Below are 18069 nucleotides of genomic sequence, written 5' to 3'. Positions count from 1 at the left end.
GAGTACGGGCCGGTGTCGGCCCGTACTGCTACGTGGTTCGGCCGGTACGGATATGTGGGCGATCAGGACTTCTGCGGGGCCGGACTCACGTCCGCGCCGTCGTCCGCCGCGCCCGGGGCCATGGAGTTCTCGCCGCTCTTCTCGTCGCTGTAGACCATCAGGGTCGAGCCTGCGAGGGCCAGCACGATACCGAGGGCGCCCCATACGTTGGGGAGCGTTTGGTAGACGGCCAGGGACAGCACGATGGTCAGCACCGGTGCCAGTGCGTTGGTGATGGGGGCGACGACCGTGGCCTTGCCCCGGCTGAACGCCATGACCAGGAACAGCGCGCCGACCGCGTTGAGGACCTGCGTCACCGCGGTGAGCGCGGGCGCCTGCCACGGAGCGTCGGACGGGAATTCGCCCATCATCACGAACGCCACCGGAACCAGCAGCAGTCCGCTGATGGTCATCCAGCCGAAGGTCGTCGCGTCGTTGACCCCGACCACCGCGGCCTTGCGCATGCAGAACGCCTGCACGCCCCAGGCGACGCAGATCAGGATGGCCATCAGCAGCCACGGGCCGTGCGAGTTCGAGTCGTCCTTGCCGCTGGGAATGCTGAGCAGCACGATCGCCGCCAGTGCCGCGACGACACCCACTAGGGCGAGCCGGTTGATCCGCTCCCGCAGCAGCGCCATCGCCATGAGGACGGTGACCACCGGGGAGAGCGACACCAGGGGGAAGATGAGGTACGCCGGGCCGTTGGCGAGCGCGTGGAACAGCAGGAGTTGGCCGCCTGCACCGGTCAGTCCCGCGATCAGTCCGTACACGGCGGCGATCGGCCGGCGGTCGAACGTGTTGCCGCGCATCGCGAAGTACGCGGGTATGAGCATCGTGAAGGCCCAGATGATGTAGATCATCTCGTTGGGGTAGCCGTACCTGCTGTTCGGCTCGCTGGAGAAGGCGCCCCACACACCCCAGAACAGGACCAGCAGCGACGCGTACACGATCCAGCTCTTTGTGCCTCTGTTCATCGGTCGTCCTCTCCTGAGGCAGGGGTCCCGGGGGCCATGCGCAGCGCGTCGAGCGCGGGCTGGTCGAGCGGGGTTCCGGCGAGTTTTGCCGCGTACAGGGCGGCGCCTACGACAGGCTCGTAGAGAGGGTGTCGCAGCTCATAGTTGGTAAAACGATTCTTCAGTCCGGAGGCGAACGCCTCCAGAACCGTGTGGGCGCCGAAGGTGCCGCCGGAGTAGGAGACCGGTACGGTCTCGTCCGGGCCGAACTCCAGCCGCTCGCGGGTGACTTCGACGAGCAGGGCGAGTTCCCGGCCGGCGTCGGTGAGGATCTCCGTGGCGGCCTCGTCGCCCAGAGCGGCCGCCTCGGCCACCGAGCGGCTGAGCGCGGCGATCCGGCTCCGGTCGCCCTGCCACTGGTTGTGGACGACGTCGATCACGTCGAGGTCGGACGCGAGATCCAGGTGGCGCCGGAACACCTCGGCCAGGGGGCCCTCGGGGAGCCGTCCGTCGCCCATCCGCGAGAAGGCGTTGAGGCCCCGGACCGCGATCCAGTGCGCCGATCCCTCGTCGCCGAACATCTCGCTCCAGCCACCGACGCGCACGCCCCGGCCCAGCCGCTCGCCGTAGGTCATCGAACCGGTGCCGCTGATGACGTTGATGCCGTCGACCGCGCCCAGTGAACCGGCCCAGCCGCAGACCATGTCGTTGTCGCAGGCGTAGCGGTCGTGCCCGAGCACCGCTCGCGGGGTCGCGTTCAGGACGGGCAGATCGCGGGCCGCCTCCCCGTAACCGGGCAGCCCGAAAAAGGCGTACTCGATGTCGGCAGGGGTCAGCCCGGCCGCCGCGCAGACAGCTTCGACGCCTTCCTTCAGCACACGCTCGACAAGCTCGATGCCGTGGGAGAAGTAGTACGAACTTGCCGCCTGCGCTCGCGCCACGACTTGTCCTGACCGGTCGACCATGCAGAATGCGGTTTTCGTACCGCCACCGTCGACACCTAGGAACATCGTTGTACCTCCGTCCGGCGCCCTCGAACCGCGCCGTCGATGCCTTTGATCAGTTGTGCAAGGAGTGCAAGGTCACGCCCTGCACCACGCGGTTGACCTCACCCGAGGGGAACGGGTTGTCGGGCCGCAGGCACCGGGCCAGAGAGGCACGCAGGGCGATGAGCTGGGCGTACACCACGGCGGACAGCGCCAGGGCGACATCCTCGACGCCATCGAGGCCCGGAAGCGGCCAGGCGTCGGTGCCTGTGCCCTCCGTTCCCGCGCCGGAGTCCGCGGAGACCGTGACGACGCTGCCGGCGGGCAGATTTCCGCGCAGCTCCGCATAGATGTCCTGGTCGTACTTGCGGGTGTACGGGTCGTTTGACATGTACACCACCGCGACCGAACGGTCGTTGAGCACCGCCTTGGGACCGTGCCGGAATCCCAGCGAGGATTCCGCGACGGCCATGAGCGTCCCACCGGTGAGCTCGAGCACCTTCAGCGCCGACTCCTCGGCGAGGCCCTTCAGCGGGCCGCTGCCGAGGAAGACGATCCGCTCGGGCGCGCTCTCCAGGAGGGCGCCGACGGTGCGGTCGACAGCGCTGCTGTCGGTGATCGACTCGGCTGCCCGGGCCAGGCGTTCGGCGACGCCGTCGTAGGCGCTGCCGCCCAGGGCGAGCAGTGCCGCGAGTGTCATGCACGTGAAGCTCGACGTCATGGCGAAGCCGCGGTCGTTGGACCCGGGCGGCATCAACAGCACGTGGGACTTCGGCAGCTCCGCGTGTTCGCGCGCCAGGCGGCCCTGCTCGTTGCAAGTGATCACGAGGTGGTGCACCTCGGAGAGAACCTGGTCGGCCAGCGCGGTGGCGGCCACGGACTCGGGGCTGTCGCCCGACCGTGCGAAGGAGACCAGCAGCGTGGGCACGTCCTCGGCGAGACAGCCGCGGGGGTCGGCGACGAGGTCCGTGGTGGCAACCGCGTCGACGCGCCGCCCCAGGCGCCGGGCCAAGGCGGGCTGGAGCACCTGGCCGGCGAAGGCGGAGGTGCCGGCGCCGGTGAGCACCACGCGCAGGTCGCCGCGGGCGACGAGCGGACGCAGGAAGGGGTCCAGCGAGTCCCGGGAGGCCGAGACGATCCGGTCGACCTCGCGCCACAGGGCGGGCTGCTGGGCGATCTCGCGGACGGTGTGGGCAGCGCCGTCGTCCAAGGACAGCGTGCCGGAGGGCGTGGTCACACGTGCTCCTTCTGGTTCGGGCGGGAGGCGCGGTCGTAGTCGCGCAGAACATCGCGGACGTGGTCCACGGCCAGGTCGCGCGGCCGGGCGGCGAGCTCGCCGTGGCGGACACGGGCGTACTGGAGCGGAAGATGTGCGCTGAGTAGCGGCAGGGGGATGTCCACGGCCGAGAGGTTGTCCAGGAGCCGGGCCTGGGCCTTTTCGATCTCGGGGTCGGGCCAGTAGTAGCGCATCCGGTCGCTGTAGCTGTAGCGGCGTGCGAGGCGCTGCTCGGCAGCGCCGCCCGGGTAGTAGCCCTCCCATGTGGCCGGCTCCGCGAGCATCCGCCGCTCGACGACCTCGGCAAGCCGTGACCGCTCGGCGGCCGGCACCAGCTCGTCCTCGATCGCGGCGAGGGCGAACAGCGCCTCGCGCAGGGCGAAGGTCAGCCCGGGGCCCACCTTGAGGACCGCCCAGTGGTCCTCGACCAGCGCGGTGAGCGCCTCGGCGGTCTGGTAGTCGGTCGAGTGGGCCTCGTAGACCATGGTGGGCTCGTCGTCGAGGACCTTGCGCAGCTCCTCGGTCAGCTCCCGCCGGTAGTCGACGACCTGAAGGTGGTCGAACTCGACGGCCGGCTGGACGACGAGGGCCATGACGCGCTTCCAGACCTCGTCGATGCCCTGCCGGGCGAAGGCCTTGCGGTGCTGCTCCAGAGTGGTGCGCGCCGCCTCGGGCGTGGTCGGGACGAGCGCGCCGAGCGTCTCGTGCGCGCCGCCGGGTGTGGGCACCTCGGTACCGATCACGTACCGGATCCGCTCGGCCCGCTCGGGGCCGGCCGTCTCCTCGGCCACGCGGATCAGCCGCGCGGCGCGTTCGGCGACCACGTCGTCGGTCAGCGGTACGGGGTCACCGGCGCAGGCGAAGCTGCAGTCCAGGTGGATTTTGGTGAAGTCCGCCGCCACGTAGGCGGCGACCAGGGCGTCGGCCCGCTCCATCGCCTCGTCGGGCGTCAGGGACTGCCACCGGTTCGGTCCGAGGTGGTCGCCGCCGAGAATCACGCGCTCCAGTGGCAGACCACTTTCGGCGGCGATGCGGTACACGAGGTCGCGGAAGTCCGCGGGCCGCATGCCCGTGTAACCGCCGTACTGGTCAACCTGGTTCGAGGTCGCCTCCACCAGTACATGACCGCCGCTCTCCCATGCTTGCACCACGGCTGCCTCGATGACCAGTGGATGAGCCGAACACACCGAGGTGATGCCCTGCGGCTGTCCGGCCTTCTGGCGCCGGACCACCTCGCTCAATGGGCTCTGCATTGCCAACCCCTTACTCAACGTGCATTTTGAGCCCTTCCGCCACGTTGGCCCGGAGCCCAGAGGGGACGGTACTGGTCTCATTGATGGCCGTCAATAGTCTTATTTTGGTATGCATCTGGTATTCGATACCGCGCATCACGTCCGCCCCGCAGCTGGTACGTGGTGCAGGAGGAGAGTCTCCGTGACCTGCGGTGATCAATCAGCCCTGATTGGTGATGGAGGCCCGGAACCGGTAGCGGTCCCCCCGGTAGACCTGGACGGTCAGTTCGATCGGGCGTGATTCCTGGTTCGACGTCAGCTGGGTCGCGACGAGCATCGGCATGGTCTCCCCGATCTCGAACAGCTCGATCTCCCGTGGCGTCGGGTGGCGGGCCTCGACCGAGTAGTCGGCGACGCGGGGCAGCTGCGGCGGGTCGGCGGCGCGCAGGGTGGCGTAGAGCGAGGCCGTGTTGAAGTCGGTTTCGGCCAGGGCCGGGCAGGCCGCCAAAGGAAGCCGGTTGTGCTCGAGCACGACCAGCAGACCGTCGAGGAAGCGCAGTCGGTGGAGGTCGAAGAGGTCGGCGCCCGGAGCGATCCGGAGCTGCTCGGCCTCGGACACCGTGGCCGGGCGGACGGTGGCGGAGAGCACCTTGCCGGCCGTCGTCAAGCCGTTGGCCTGGGCATAGTCGGCGAACCCCTGGACCTGCGGGGCCGCCGAGCCGGACGTCATCGTCGCCTCGGGGAGCAGACCGAGCTCGGCGACGAACCACCCGCGCGACGACGACGGCCGCACGATGCCCCGTGACTCCAATTGCGCGAGGGCCGCTCGCAGCGTCACGCGCGACACGGCGTACCGCTCGACCAGAGCCCGCTCGGAGGGCAGCCGGTCACCGGGGCGGGCGGCAGCGGCGCGCAGGTCCTCGAGCAACTGCGTGGCCGTGCGCTCGTACAACGGGAGGGCATCGTCCCCGAACAGACCTCTGGGCATCGGCGTTCTCGCATCCGTCATACCAGAAACATACCAATTCGATCGACGGCGCGAACCCTCGTCCGGGCGGCCCACCCGTTGACATGCCACTCGAATACCACTTACGTTCTCGCAGCAGGCCACCTGGTGATGAAGAAGTCGCCCGTGAGCGACCTTCCGTTTCGCCGTGCCCCAGGCACCCTCCGGTGATCGAGGCAGCGTTGTCGCAGCTCACCGAGGATGGCCGCGCACTGCCGCCGGAGGCGACCTCGCACCGGGGCGCCCGTTCGGACGCCACGCCGTCCCCCGACCCCACCCGACCCACTGCGAAAACCAGTAGCAGACCAGGCATCGACCAGCCTTACGGACGGTCGCCTCGTCGCGAGCACGCGGCTCGACTCTGAACGATCCACCACGACGGACAGAAGGCAGCTGCCCCAGTCGGGCACGCACGACCGAAAGAGAGTTCGACATGACGGACATGAACCGGCGAAGCGTACTGAAGGTCGCGCTGGGGGGTGCCGGCCTGGCCGCCATCCCCGCCGTGGCGATGGGCGCCTCACCCGCGGCCGCCGCACCGAACTCGGATCCTGACCTCGTCGGAGTCGGCGACACCTCCATCACCCTGGAGTTCGACGACCAACTGCGAAGCCGGGTCGCGCTTAAGGGCGTCGACCTCACCCGCTTCGACGCCGGCGAAGCCCTGCTGGTGGGCGACAAGGACATCGAGGCGTTCGCCTACCGCGGACACCGGACCCGCGCCACCCGGCACCCCCGCCACGGCGCGGGCGTCCGGGTGACGATCGAGGGCACGTCCAAGGAAGGCGTGCACAAGACGGTCGAGCTGACCTCCTTCGAGCGTCTTACCGGCATGATCGTGATGAAGGTGACCTACACCAACAGGTCCTCCACCGCACTGAAGGTCACCGGGTGGCGCAACGGAGCCCACGAACTCCTGGAGACCCCCGGCGGCTTCTACACCTTCTCCGGCACCACGTACACGGACCGCCGCGACTGGGTGATGCCGGTGAAGGACGGCTACGTCCAGGAGAACTCGCTGGGGATGGACTCCTCCGACTACGGCGGCGGCACCCCGCTGGCGACCGTCTGGCGCCGGGGCGCGGGCCTTTCCGTCGGACACGTCGAGCCCGTGGCGACGATCCTGCGCATACCGGTCCGCAAGACGGACGCCGGAGCGAGCATCGCCATCCAGGACGACACCGCCCGCACCCTGAAGCCGGGCCGTCGGCTCAGCACCGACACCACGTTCCTGACCGCCCTCCCGGGCGACCACTTCGTGCCGCTCCAGCGGTACCGCGACTACATGAGCGACATCGGCCAGCGCGCTCCCAAGGTCCCCGCCTCGGCCTTCGAGCCCATCTGGTGTGCCTGGGGCTACGAGCGCGACTTCACCGTCGAGCAGGTCACCGGAACGCTGCCGAAGGCGCACGAGGTCGGCCTGCGCTGGGTCGTGCTCGATGACGGCTGGCAGACCAACGAGGGCGACTGGGACATCAACACGACGAAGTTCCCGCGCGGCGAAGCGGACATGCGGGCCTTCACCAAGGAGATACGGGACGCCGGCCTGCGACCGCGCCTGTGGTGGGCCCCGCTGGCGGCGGACCCCGACAGCAACCTGATCCGGGACCGCTCCGACATGCTGTTGCTGGACCGCGACGGCAACAAGCAGGACGTCACCTGGTGGGACGCCTACACGCTCTGCCCGGCCTACCAGCCGACCGTGGACTACTTCGTCGAGCAGGCGAAGAGGTTCATCGGCGACTGGGGCTACGAGGGGCTCAAGATCGACGGCCAGCACCTCAACAGCGTCGCACCCTGCTACAACCCGAAGCACCGGCACGCCCGCCCCGAGGAATCCACCGAGGGCGTGGCGCGGTTCTGGAAGGTGATCCACGAAGCCGCGCACGCGGCGAACCCCGACGCCCTCGTCGAACTCTGCCCCTGCGGCACCGCCTTCGCCTTCCACAACCTGCCCTACGTCGACCAGTACCCCAGCTCGGACCCGGAGTCCTCCTACCAGGTCCGGAGCAAGGGCAAGTCGATGAAGGCGCTGATGGGCGCGGGCAGCAGCTACGCCGGCGACCACGTCGAACTGAGCGACAACGGCGACGACTTCGCGTCCTCCTACGGGGTCGGAGCCGTCCTGTCGACCAAGTTCACCCTCCCCGGCACCGGAGCCCCGGACAAGGCGACCGACCTCACCCCGGAGAAGGAGGTCCTCTGGCGCAAGTGGGTGTCCCTGTACGAGAAGAACATGCTGCCCACCGGCGAGTACCGCGGTGAGCTGTACGACATCGGCTTCGACAAGCCCGAGGCGCATGTCGTGGCCACGAAGCGGACCCTCCACTACGCCTTCTACGCCGACCAGTGGGACGGGACGGTCGAGCTGCGCGGTCTGGGCCGCACGCGGTACCGCCTGACCGACCCGTTCACCGGCAAGTCACTCGGAACTGCCACTGCTCAGCACAACACCGTGAAGCTGTCCTTCGAGCGGTTCCAGCTCATCGTGGCCGAGCCCATCGGCTGATCGGCGGACGGCCGTGGCGACGCTCTTTGATCATGCGAGTGGCGTGCCACAGGCTTGCCGGGCCCCGCTTCCCCCGGCAGGTCAGGTGGCGGCTCGGACCCGGCATGGCCGGTAAGGTCGCGCTGGTCCTGGGCGTCACCGTCGGTCATCTGGCGGACCGGCACGGGGCGCGCGGCGTCTACGAGGTGAGCTGAACCGGATGTGGTCGGCGGAGCACGCGCACACGTCGTACGCCTTCCTGCTGCGGCCGGTGCCGGGGGAGGAAGGCGTACGACGTGGGCGCGGCGGACGGTCAGTTGAGGCAACGCCTCGGGTACGGACTGCCGAGTTGACGGCGCTGTGGCGGCTCTGCGGTGGGGTGAAGCACCAGGAGATCGAAGGCGACGAGCAGGAGGAGGTCGCCTCGGGGGTCTTCCTCCCGGGCAGAGTCGTCCTCACTCCGGGGCAGGCGATGTCCGCGGTGTTTCTCGGCGGCGACCACGGGTGGGGTGCGCCGGTCGTCGTCCGGCTCCGGGGCCCCGGGCAGTTTTGTCCGCTCCTCGGACGAGTCGAGTGCGTGGGCCACATCCCCGAGTTCGCGGACGTAGGGGTCGCTGAGCACCGCACCCTTGAGGCCGCCGTCGTAGCCGTTGGCCCCGAACATGGGAGAGTTCCAGACTGCACATGGTCGCGGAGTATGAGCAGAACGCACGCGCGGCCGGTGGGGTGGCGGGGGTGCGCCCCGCTCTTGGTGCCCCACCGGTACGCCTGCATTCGGGCTCATCGTCGGCCGTGGGTTCGGACGTTGGTTCGACCGTGGGTGTGTGTCTCTCTCAGGGCGCCGTGCAGCTGTGGTGGGCCACGGCTGCGGGTGGTACGCCTTCATGAACGCCTCCAGGGCCTTTCGCCGGTCGGCGGTGTTGTCGGGGCATTCGGCGAAGAGGTCGATCTCGCTGACGAAGACGTGTTCCTCACCCTTCACGGAGCAGCGGGACACGGCCATGGCTCCCTTGTCCGTGACGACCCCCTTATCGCCGAGGCCCGAGACACGGGCCGGCTTGCCTTCCCTGGTGAGTTCTCGCTCCTTGACCTTCAGAGGGTCGGTGTCGGCCGTGGTCAGGGCATCTTGTGTCCGGAAGGTTGCGCCTTGTCGACGAAGACCTTGCAGTACCAGATACTCCGGCCGGTGGGCCGTGTCTCCAGGGTCTTCCCTTCCGGCAGGAAGTCGGACCATCGGCCGGAATCGACCTGAGTCCCGCACAGGTTCGCCGGGAGTGTGTAGTCGCGGCTTCCGCCGCCGCAGCCGGCCGTCAGCAGCAGCGCACCCACGGTGGCCCACTGCTGCCACGGCAGGGCGGAGGCGGAGGCCCCGTACGGACGCCTTGGCCGATGCAGTCGACGGGGTCGGAGCGGAGGCGGGGTCGGTGGGGATCACTGGTCTCCTGACACTCCTCGTGCCCGGTCGTTGCCGTCGAACGCCGCGCCGTTGATGTCTTGGTTCAGGGTGTAGCCGTTCTGGCCGTGGTCGGGGTTGGCCTCTGCCCAGATGTCCGACAGGGCCTCGAGCTGCTTCTCGCGTTTGCTGAAGGTTGCGCCGTTTTACCGTTTGTTGTCGTCGTCGATACGTTCCTATTCGTCCAGCTGCCACTGGTAGGCGAGGGCGTCGACACCGCGCTGGACCGCGTCGCCTGCGACGGGGATGAAGTTCGCCGCCCCTGAAGGGTGTCAATATTCCGATCAGGCTGCTGAGCTGTGCGTTTCCTGTGGGTGATGAGGCGGTCGGGGTGGCGTGGCGTGGTACTCGTTGAGCAGTCCGCCGAGTACCTGCTTGCGCCTGACCGTGGCGGCGGGCAGGGGGATGATGTTCGGGTCGTCGTCTGGAGCACGTAGGTCGAGGCTGCGGTGAGCTCGTCCGGAGTTGTAGTGCTCGGTGTACCTGGTCAGGACCGTACGCAGGTGTCCTTCGCCGATGATGAGGAGGCGGTCGGTGCATTCTGCACGGGCTGTGGGTATCCATCGTTCGGCGAACGCGTTGGACCGTGGGCTCTGCGGCGGTGTCGGGATGACGGCTGTGCCGTTGCCGACGAAGACGGCGTCAAATACGGCGGTGAACTTGCTGTCCCGGTCACGGATGAGGAACCGGAAGCACCCGGCCCTGTCGCCGAGATCCATGAGCAGATTGCGGGCGAGTTGAGTGACCCATGCGCCGGTCGGGTGGGCGGTAACGCCCAGGACGTGAACGCGCCGGGTGGCGATCTCCATGACGAAGAAGACGTGAAGGCATTTGAGGAAGACGGTGTCCACGTGCATGAAATCGCAGGCCAGAAGAGTGTGGGCCTGGGCTCGGAGGAAGGTACGCCAGGTCTGCTGGGACGCGCGCTGCGGCGCGGGCGGTAGACCGGAGCGGCGCAGGACGCGCCGGATCGTGGCGGCGGCAACCCGATGGCCAAGCCGTCGCAGTTCGTTGGGAACCCAGCAGGTCAGGGCAGCCTCGGGTAACGGTTGCGGAGCAGGACCCGGTCCAGGGTGCTGTGCGGGTGCACGTGCCGGTGTAGACCGAGTAGGTAGCCGGCAGCGCCACTGCGTAGTTGCCGGGCTGCCGTATGGGCCTGCACGGCTGACGAGAGGGTCAGTGCGCCCAGGAGTCCGGCCTGCGCCGCGGTGTCAGGGATCGCGAAGGTGGCAGCAGCTGCGGCGGGCAGTACGGGCAACTTGAGTGACTTGATCCCCATCGTTGCCTGGACCGGCTGGAGCCCGACACTGCGCAGCCCGCGTCTGAGCTCCGCCAGTGGCAGCCTCACGTGGCGATCGGCGAGTGCTTCCAGGCGAGTGGCGAGGATCCCGGGGTCATCCGTCTCGGCCAGCCTAGTGAACTCGTCGGTCAGCGAATCCAGATGAGCCCGGAACGCATCGAACTCGGCATGGAGCGTCTTCCGTGCGGCCACGATCTTCTTGACCGGAACGTTCTCCAGAGACGCAGGTACCACGGTCTGGATGGCGAGAACCGCATACATTGCGGCGACCCGGTCGGCCGAGTGCCGCCTCGGCACTCCCCGCACCGGGCGGTCGAGCAGTTCTCCCGCGATCGCCTCGGTGGTCCAGCCCTCCACGTCACCGAGATTGTCCGGCTGGTCCGTGATGAGCTTGGCCTGGTTGGCATCCGCGACACGCTGCGCAAGCGCGGTGAGGAACACCGCCGCGAGGCGCGGATGCATGCCGAGCCATCGCCGGCCATGTTCGTCGTCGGCCGTCACCGCGAGCCCCGCCTCGACGAGTATGTCCTCGGCCACGAACATGCCCTTGTTGTCGAGATCGACCCATTCCACGAGGTGCTGGGCGGGAGTCCCAGGCGCTCGGTGGAACGGAGCGTCACGAACCCTCCGCGTAGGAACAGATGGAAGCCGCTCACGTAGGTCGTGGAGCCGACTCTCTACGAAGTGGAGGAAATCTACCCCGGTCTCGTGGCTGTACCACTCCGGGGAGACGTTGACCATCAGGCCGAGCTCGCCGTTCAGGACCTCGGCCGTGCGGCTCTCCTGAATGGGATAGTCCTGCGGAACGATCCGGCCGATGTTCGGCCAGTACAAGGCTGCCGCCTTCAGCCACGTGTCGTCCTGGACGTGAATGTACGGGTAGTAGATCGCAAGATCGCGCACTCCAGCCTCCCCCATGGCGCCCGCAGGATTACTCCGCATCAGGATAGATGCGACCACGCTTTCCTCGAGACGCGAGAAACTCGTACAACTGGCTCAGAGCGTTTCATTCGAGTGAAGGTCCAAGATCCGCCACTCGGACACGGTAGACGCCACCGTGATCGGGTTCACCCGCACTGCCCGGCTCCCGAAGGCCCTCGCTGTACGGCTGCCCAACTCGGAGGCGCGCTGCGGGGCGGGCGGTAGACCGAGGCGGCGCAGGACGCGCCGGATCGTGGCGGCCGCGGCCCGATGACCGAGCCGCCGTAGCTCGCCTTGGATCCTGACGTAGCCCCAGGTCGGGTTCTCTCTCGCCAAGCGCTGGATGAGCACGACCGTCTCTTCCGCCAGCGGTGGTCGCCCGGGTCCGGTCGGGGGTTGGCGCCATTTCCAGCGCACCAGACGCCGGTGCCAGGTCAGCAGCGTGCCCGGGGTGACCAGCCGATGGCGACGGAAGACCGGGGGAAGGTGCCGCGCGAGAGCGGAGAGCACGGCACGATCAGCCCACGAAAACCGCGGCCGCTCGACCTGCCGGCGAAGCACAGCGACCTCATGACGAAGCACGAGGATCTCAGCATTGTTCGCGGCGGTCGATCGGCCCAGCAAGAGCAAGCAGCCCAGTAGTCGACACAAGATCAGGTAGAGCAGTCGCAGACCCACAATCATTGATCTGCCCATACTCGGGCGATCGTAAAGCCCCAGGTCAACCACCGTAGGGCAATAAAGACACCCTTCAGGGGATGGCTCCCGTGGCAGTGGGATCGCCAGTGCTTGCGAAGGAGACCCAGGAGCTGTGCATGGCTGTGAGCAAGTCGTGGGGTACCTCGTCACCGATCAGAGTCTTGGTGATGGGCAAAGAGAAGTCGTTGAATACGAACGGACCTTCGATGCCGTGGGTTGCCCCCACGCGTCCGTCGAAGGCGGGGCTGCGCCATGCGAACTGGTAGACGTACGTCGTTCCGCCTGATTGGTGATGGGCGTCGGCGATACGCAGTGACGGGGTGCGGAACGCGCGGTCCGTGTCCATCGAGATCCGTGCCGTGATCGAGGATCCCGGTTCCTGGGTGCGTTCGTAGACTTCAAGGACTGCCTGCTGCAGCGTCGGGTCGGCATCCCAGCCCGAGGGGGACATTCCCGTTTCCGCGACGCCCATCTTCTCCATCAGTGCGTACAGGGTGCATTCGTCGCGGTTGGTTCCGATCACCAGGTCGACGTCTGCTGCGACGCCGTCGGCGATGGCTTCGTACGGGGGCCGTGGAAGCAGGTCGCCGCCGGTGAGGGGGACGAAGGGGATCATCCGGCCGCACGCGGGGTGTTCACCGCGCTGCTTCTCGACCATGAACTCGGCCTGTGCCTGCAGGATGCGCGTCGTGTCGACGGTGTGCAGGTCCCGGGCGGGAACACCGAGTTTGTCGAGCATGGCTTCGGCGATCGCTTCGGCATAGGTGACGGGAAAGCCGAACAGTGGTGCTACTGCGGCACTTTGTGAGACGGCCCGCTGGAACAGTCCCTGCGCGGAGGGGCAGCCGAGGAGTGCGTCGACGAACGTGCCGCCTGCTGAAGATCCGAAGATGGTGATGTTGTGCGGGTCACCGCCGAAGGCCGCGATGTTCTCGCGCGTCCATTGCAGCGCGGCGATCTGGTCGGCCACACCGTAGGCCCCTGATGCGGTGCCGTAGGCATCGTCCAGGTGCCCGGCGTGGAGGAACCCGAATACGCCGAGCCGGTAGTTGCAGCTGACGAGCACCACCCCGTCGCGGGCGAAGGTGTTTCCGTCCGAGCCCGGGTCGGCGTTCGACCCCATGAGGAAGCCGCCGCCGTGGATCCAGAACATTACCGGCAGGTCGGTTGCCCCTTCGGGCGCCCATACGTTGACCGACAGGAAGTCCTCGCCAGTACTCAGGCTCGAGAACAGAGAGGAGGACGGCTGCGGGCAGCCCGGTCCGTAGGCGGTGCAGTCGCGTATGCCTGTCCAGGGAGTGCGCGCCACGGGCGGCTTGAACGCATGGGCCCCGAACGGCGGCTCTGCGTAGGGAATGCCCTTGAACGCGGCCACCCCGTGCCGCAGCTCCCCTCTGATCGTTCCCGCTGCGGTCTGGGCGTCGATCGTTAGCATACTGTTCTGCTCCACTCAGTCAGGGGAGGGTCTCGCCGCTGTGCGGCGGGGGCGGAAGGTGGGAGGTTGGCGGCTCAGCCGTGTTGCGTTGCGGTGTCCGCGTCGGTCTCTGCGGCGCTCGCCTGCTGAGGTTCAACCTGAGCGAGCCGGTTGCGCAGCGCGGCAGTGATCCCTTGGTAGGAGTCGCTGCCCAGCACGAGCCTCATCGGAGCGGGCTGGTGCGCCGCGCTGTCGATGACCTTCGCTGCGACCTTCACCGGGTCGCCCGGGACGGGCACCTGAGTGTGCCGGAAGGCGCGCACGGCCGCGGCCGGTGTCCCGTCGTAGGCGGCCAGCGGCTCGCTCAGCTGCAGACTGCTGCCGCTGAAGGAGGTGCGCGCGCCGCCGGGCTCGACCAAGGTCACCTCGATGCCGAACGGGGCGACTTCCTGGGCGAGAGCCTCCATGAACCCTTCGATGCCCCATTTGCTCGTGTGGTATAGGGAGGCGCCGGCGTGCGCAGCAAGCCCGGCGACCGAGGAGATCTGGATCAGTCGACCGCCGCCCTGGGCGCGTAGGTGCGGCAGCGCAGCCCGCGCCGTCTGAATCGAGCCGATGAGGTTGGTGGTGACCTGGTGGACGACCTGGTCGTCGGTGAATTCCTCGGCGGCGCCGAACAGGCCGTAGCCTGCGTTGATCACCACGACGTCGATCCGGCCGAGGTCAGCGAAGGCGGTGTCAACGACCTCGCGGATCCGGGGCAGGTCGGTGACATCGAGGTGGCCGACCCAGAGGCGGTCGCCGTACTTGGCCCGCAGGTCGTCGACCGTGCCCTCCCGCCGGACCGTCCCGGCGACCCGGTCTCCGCGGGAGAGGAGCTGCTCTGTGAGCTCACGCCCGAACCCACTGTTGACCCCGGTGATGAACCATGTCTGCATCGTCATACACATGAGCTTCCGCGACGCGAACCGGACCTGCCAGTTCCGTCTTGTTCCTGGTAGTGACAGGGACACCCAGAACCGGTTGCGGCTGCATAGGCTGGCTTCGTGGACAACACCCTCGGAGATTTCCTGCGCGCACGGCGTGAACGCGTCACCCCCGCCGAGGCGGGAGTGCCACCCGGGCACGGGCTGCGCCGAGTGACGGGGCTGCGCCGGGAGGAGGTGGCCATGCTCGCCGGCATCAGCGCCGAGTACTACCTGCGCCTTGAACAGGGCCGTGACCGCAATCCCTCGGCACAGGTGCTCCAGGCACTCGCCAAAGTGCTCCAGCTGGACAACGAGGGCACGGCCTACCTGATGTCCCTCGCCGCGCCGAAACCTCGTCGAGGCCCGGATCGGCCTGACGAGCTCCTGACCTCGGGGCTCGAGCTGTTGCTGCAAACGCTCAACGTGCCCGCCTTCGTGTTCAACAAGTATGGCGACGTACTGGCCGCCAACCGGCTGGCACAAGCGTTGTCACCGGAAATGGCGCCGGGGACGAACCGGCTGCGCGCGCTGTTCACCGACCACGCGGCACAGGAGTATCACACCGACTGGGAGCAGTACACGGCCACCGCAGTGGCCCACCTGCGCGCCCAGGTGGGTACCGAAACCGACGATGAACGCCTCCAGTCACTGATCGGAGAGCTGTCGCTCAAGAGCGACCGGTTCCGTCAGCTTTGGGCGCGCCATGATGTGCACTCAGCCCATGAGGTCACCTTTCGCATAGAGCATCCTCAAGTCGGCATTCTGGACTTGCTCGTCGAAAAGTTCCAGGTGATCGGTGCCATCGGGCTGGAAATGATGCTCCTGCACGTCGAGCCCGGCACCCGCTCAGCTGATGCCCTCGCCCTGCTCGCCTCCCTCAACGCCCACTCGTAACACGATCGTCGAGGAACCGATCCAGCGCTCAGCCGACTCTGCAGGTGATCAGGGATTGCCCGATCCTGTTGCCCATTTACTGTTTGTGCTGGTCGGGGTGTTGATCGTTGCGGCAGGCTGGTCTGGTGGCCGGTCCTTTTCGTTCCCGGTCACGGAGCGGGAGGGGTTCCGTGTCGATGGAGCCGCAGTCGTGGCCGGAGCCGGCGCCGGAGGTGGCTCGGGCGGTGCGGGCAAAGTACCGGGGACGTCAGGTGCCGCTGCCGGTCGTGGTGCGTGATCGGCTCGGTGAGTTGTTCGCGGATGCCGAGTTCGCGGAAGCGTTCGCGGTGACGGGGCCGCGTGGCTGGTCACCGGGCCGCTTGGCGCTGGTCACGGTGCTGCAGATGGCCGAGAACCTGACCGACCGGCAGGCTGCCGAGGCGGTGCGGGACAAACTCTCGTGGTCCTACGCGCTCGGACTGGGCCTGGAGGATCCCGGCTTCGATTTCAGTGTCCTGTCCCAGTTCCGTACCCGGGTCGCCGCCCATGGCCTGGAAGAGAAGGTGCTGGACTTGTTGGTGGCCAGGCTGGTCGAACAAGGCCTGCTGGCCGCGGGAGGCAAGCAGCGCACGGACTCCACCCACGTGACCGCGGCGGTGCGCGACCTGAACCGGCTGGAGCTGGCCGGGGAAGCGGTTCGCGCCGCACTGGAAGCGCTGACCTGCGCGGAACCGGACTGGGTCGCACAGACAGTGGACGTGACCTCATGGAGCAAGCGGTACGGACCACGGGTGGACAGCTGGCGCCTGCCCACCTCCCGGACCAAGCAGCAGAAACTGGCCGTGGACTTCGCCCGGGACGGCTTCGCCCTGCTGGGCGGGGTCTACCACTCCACCTCCCCGGTCTGGCTGCGCGAGCTCCCCGCGGTGCAGGTCCTGCGGTGTGTACTGCTGCAGAACTACACCCGCACCACCACCCGAGGCGGCCGCGAGGTCGTCAAGCGGCGGGAGAAGACTGACGAGGGCGGTGACGGCCGCCCGCCCGGCCACCTACGGATGTCCTCGCCCTATGACACCGACGCCCGCTGGTCCGCCAAACGCGACATCTTCTGGAACGGCTACAAGCTTCACATCAGCGAAACCTGCACCTCCGCCCCCGAAGCAGCACGCACACGCCCGAACCTGATCACGAACATCGCCACCACCAGCTCCACAGTGCCGGACAGCAAGACTCTCCCCGCAGTCCACCACCGTCTCCAGCAACGCGGACTGCTGCCCGATGAGCACTATCTCGACTCCGGCTACGCCACCGCCGAACTCATCCACGGCTCAGTGAAGACCTACGGCATCGCACTGATCACACCGGTCCTGCTCGACACCTCCCCGCAGGCCAAAGCCCAGACGGGCTTCGCCGCCACCGACTTCACCATCGACTGGGAAACCGAGAAGGCCACCTGCCCCGCCGGGCATACCAGCACCACCTGGAATCCCGTCGTAAGTGAAGGTATCCCCAAGACCGTGGTCAGCTTCGCCGCCCTCGACTGCATCCCCTGCCCCTTCAAACCCCAGTGCACCACCGCCAAGAAGAACCGCCGCCAACTCTCCCTCCACCCCCGGCAGATGACTGAGGCACTCCGGCACGCCCGCACCCAGCAGAAGACCGAGGACTGGAACACCGAATACGCCTTACGCTCCGGCATCGAGGGCACCATCCGGCAAGCCATCACCGTCACCGGCACACGCCGCGCTCGCTACCGAGGCCTGGCGAAGACCCATCTCGAACACATCTACTCCGCCGTCGCACTCAACCTGATCCGCCTGAACGCCTGGTGGAACGACCGCCCCCTGGACCGCACCCGCACCAGCCACCTCACCCGACTCGAGCACACCCTCACCGCATAACACCACAATGGGCAACAGGATCGGGCAGACCCCGCCGTCGTGCGGAGCCGTCGCCAGCTCCTCGCGCAGCAGCTCAAGCCGCCGGTCGTTGACCAGCTCGGCCTCCCAGGGCGACTCGGACAGGAAGAACTGCAGCCGCTGCACCCCCGGCATCCCCGCACCCGCCACCGGCTCCGCCCCTGCCAGGCAAGTGATCGTCTTGTTCCGCTCCCGCGGCGCCAGCAGCCCGGTGAGGTACTCGCGAAACCCCCGCCGCTGGGCCAGGCTGAAGTGAGGTCGGCCCGGGACGCGTACTCCTCCAACGGACCCGGCGCAGGCGGACACGGACGGCGAGCAGTCATCTCCAGCTCCCAGCAAGACAGTTCACTCCTACCACCGGCCTACGACCAACCCGACCTGTCGTCAACCCACGCCACCACCGGATTTAACGAACTACCGGTAAGCGAGCCCGGTCGGCCGACGGGTTTTTCTCCGTCCGGAGCCGGGTCCGCGACGGCCCCGGACGCAGGCTTCTGGCGACGATGACGGCCGATGGCGGCGTGTCCGGCTCGTCGGCCGGG

The 18069-nt window shown here is 67.9% G+C and carries 14 protein-coding genes and 2 pseudogenes; 3 read left to right on the top strand and 13 right to left on the bottom strand.

Features of this window, described 5'->3' with window-relative positions:
• Window positions 1–62: 62 nt before the first annotated feature.
• The 5 genes from STRVI_RS30730 to STRVI_RS30710 form a co-directional block, all read right to left on the bottom strand.
• Window positions 63–1013 (bottom strand): DMT family transporter, encoded by a 951-nt coding sequence (locus STRVI_RS30730; protein WP_014059472.1) that lies wholly within the window; start codon window positions 1011–1013, stop codon window positions 63–65.
• Entirely contained in the window at window positions 1010–2002 is a 993-nt protein-coding gene (locus STRVI_RS30725) for a BadF/BadG/BcrA/BcrD ATPase family protein (RefSeq protein ID WP_014059471.1), read from the bottom strand. Before STRVI_RS30725 ends, STRVI_RS30730 begins: the two co-directional genes overlap by 4 nt.
• A gap of 49 nt (window positions 2003–2051) precedes the next feature.
• Window positions 2052–3215 (bottom strand): SIS domain-containing protein, encoded by a 1164-nt coding sequence (locus tag STRVI_RS30720; RefSeq protein WP_014059470.1) that lies wholly within the window; start codon window positions 3213–3215, stop codon window positions 2052–2054.
• Entirely contained in the window at window positions 3212–4507 is a 1296-nt protein-coding gene (locus tag STRVI_RS30715) for a D-tagatose-bisphosphate aldolase, class II, non-catalytic subunit (protein ID WP_014059469.1), read from the bottom strand. Before STRVI_RS30715 ends, STRVI_RS30720 begins: the two co-directional genes overlap by 4 nt.
• 199 nt (window positions 4508–4706) lie before the next feature.
• Window positions 4707–5495, bottom strand: coding sequence for a GntR family transcriptional regulator (locus STRVI_RS30710; protein WP_043236804.1), 789 nt, complete (start codon window positions 5493–5495; stop codon window positions 4707–4709).
• A gap of 430 nt (window positions 5496–5925) precedes the next feature.
• On the opposite strand from STRVI_RS30710, the gene STRVI_RS30705 reads away from it, so the two are divergent.
• Window positions 5926–8001, top strand: coding sequence for a glycoside hydrolase family 36 protein (locus tag STRVI_RS30705; protein WP_014059466.1), 2076 nt, complete (start codon window positions 5926–5928; stop codon window positions 7999–8001).
• A 292-nt stretch (window positions 8002–8293) separates the two neighbouring features.
• On the opposite strand, the gene STRVI_RS30700 is transcribed toward STRVI_RS30705, so the two are convergent.
• From STRVI_RS30700 to STRVI_RS30670, 7 genes and pseudogenes are all read right to left on the bottom strand, one after another.
• A complete protein-coding gene (locus STRVI_RS30700) occupies window positions 8294–8644 on the bottom strand; it encodes a hypothetical protein (protein ID WP_014059464.1) in 351 nt (116 codons plus the stop codon).
• Window positions 8645–9096: 452 nt separating this feature from the next.
• On the bottom strand, window positions 9097–9309 hold the full coding sequence (locus tag STRVI_RS30695; protein ID WP_014059463.1) for a hypothetical protein: 213 nt from the start codon (window positions 9307–9309) through the stop codon (window positions 9097–9099).
• A gap of 408 nt (window positions 9310–9717) precedes the next feature.
• The gene (locus STRVI_RS30690; protein ID WP_078505472.1) at window positions 9718–10290 is read right to left on the bottom strand and encodes an integrase core domain-containing protein; all 573 of its coding nucleotides are present in this window, start codon (window positions 10288–10290) and stop codon (window positions 9718–9720) included.
• Between the two features lie 170 nt (window positions 10291–10460).
• Window positions 10461–11636 (bottom strand): DUF6236 family protein, encoded by a 1176-nt coding sequence (locus STRVI_RS30685; RefSeq protein ID WP_014059462.1) that lies wholly within the window; start codon window positions 11634–11636, stop codon window positions 10461–10463.
• A gap of 186 nt (window positions 11637–11822) precedes the next feature.
• Window positions 11823–12338 (bottom strand): annotated as a pseudogene (locus tag STRVI_RS56185) (IS3 family transposase); the annotation flags it as partial.
• Window positions 12339–12405: 67 nt separating this feature from the next.
• On the bottom strand, window positions 12406–13803 hold the full coding sequence (locus STRVI_RS30675) for a carboxylesterase/lipase family protein (RefSeq protein WP_150112935.1): 1398 nt from the start codon (window positions 13801–13803) through the stop codon (window positions 12406–12408).
• Between the two features lie 59 nt (window positions 13804–13862).
• Window positions 13863–14711 (bottom strand): SDR family oxidoreductase, encoded by an 849-nt coding sequence (locus STRVI_RS30670; RefSeq protein ID WP_043236799.1) that lies wholly within the window; start codon window positions 14709–14711, stop codon window positions 13863–13865.
• A 102-nt stretch (window positions 14712–14813) separates the two neighbouring features.
• Here STRVI_RS30670 and STRVI_RS30665 point away from each other — a divergent pair, with 102 nt between their 5' ends.
• On the top strand, window positions 14814–15629 hold the full coding sequence (locus tag STRVI_RS30665; protein WP_014059459.1) for a helix-turn-helix domain-containing protein: 816 nt from the start codon (window positions 14814–14816) through the stop codon (window positions 15627–15629).
• Window positions 15630–15805: 176 nt separating this feature from the next.
• Window positions 15806–17509 carry an IS1182 family transposase gene (locus STRVI_RS30660; protein ID WP_014059458.1) on the top strand — a complete coding sequence of 568 codons (1704 nt, stop codon included), beginning with the start codon at window positions 15806–15808 and terminating at the stop codon, window positions 17507–17509.
• Window positions 17510–17527: 18 nt separating this feature from the next.
• On the opposite strand, the pseudogene STRVI_RS56515 reads toward STRVI_RS30660, so the two are convergent.
• Window positions 17528–17850, bottom strand: a pseudogene (locus tag STRVI_RS56515) (IS701 family transposase); the annotation flags it as partial.
• Window positions 17851–18069: the final 219 nt, after the last annotated feature.

Source organism: Streptomyces violaceusniger Tu 4113 (genome assembly GCF_000147815.2).
Lineage (GTDB): Bacteria > Actinomycetota > Actinomycetes > Streptomycetales > Streptomycetaceae > Streptomyces > Streptomyces violaceusniger_A.
The sequence above is the reverse complement of the archived record's forward strand: the minus strand, read 5'-3'. Positions and strand labels throughout refer to the sequence as shown.

What these genes read in the sequence shown, in the direction of transcription:
- STRVI_RS30730 (WP_014059472.1), bottom strand. Translation starts at nt 1,013, where the DNA reads ATGAACAGAGGCACAAAGAGCTGGATCGTGTACGCGTCGCTGCTGGTC.
- STRVI_RS30725 (WP_014059471.1), bottom strand. Translation starts at nt 2,002, where the DNA reads ATGTTCCTAGGTGTCGACGGTGGCGGTACGAAAACCGCATTCTGCATG.
- STRVI_RS30715 (WP_014059469.1), bottom strand. Translation starts at nt 4,507, where the DNA reads ATGCAGAGCCCATTGAGCGAGGTGGTCCGGCGCCAGAAGGCCGGACAG.
- STRVI_RS30710 (WP_043236804.1), bottom strand. Translation starts at nt 5,495, where the DNA reads ATGACGGATGCGAGAACGCCGATGCCCAGAGGTCTGTTCGGGGACGAT.
- STRVI_RS30705 (WP_014059466.1), top strand. Translation starts at nt 5,926, where the DNA reads ATGACGGACATGAACCGGCGAAGCGTACTGAAGGTCGCGCTGGGGGGT.
- STRVI_RS30700 (WP_014059464.1), bottom strand. Translation starts at nt 8,644, where the DNA reads ATGTTCGGGGCCAACGGCTACGACGGCGGCCTCAAGGGTGCGGTGCTC.
- STRVI_RS30690 (WP_078505472.1), bottom strand. Translation starts at nt 10,290, where the DNA reads ATGCACGTGGACACCGTCTTCCTCAAATGCCTTCACGTCTTCTTCGTC.
- STRVI_RS30670 (WP_043236799.1), bottom strand. Translation starts at nt 14,711, where the DNA reads ATGACGATGCAGACATGGTTCATCACCGGGGTCAACAGTGGGTTCGGG.
- STRVI_RS30660 (WP_014059458.1), top strand. Translation starts at nt 15,806, where the DNA reads ATGGAGCCGCAGTCGTGGCCGGAGCCGGCGCCGGAGGTGGCTCGGGCG.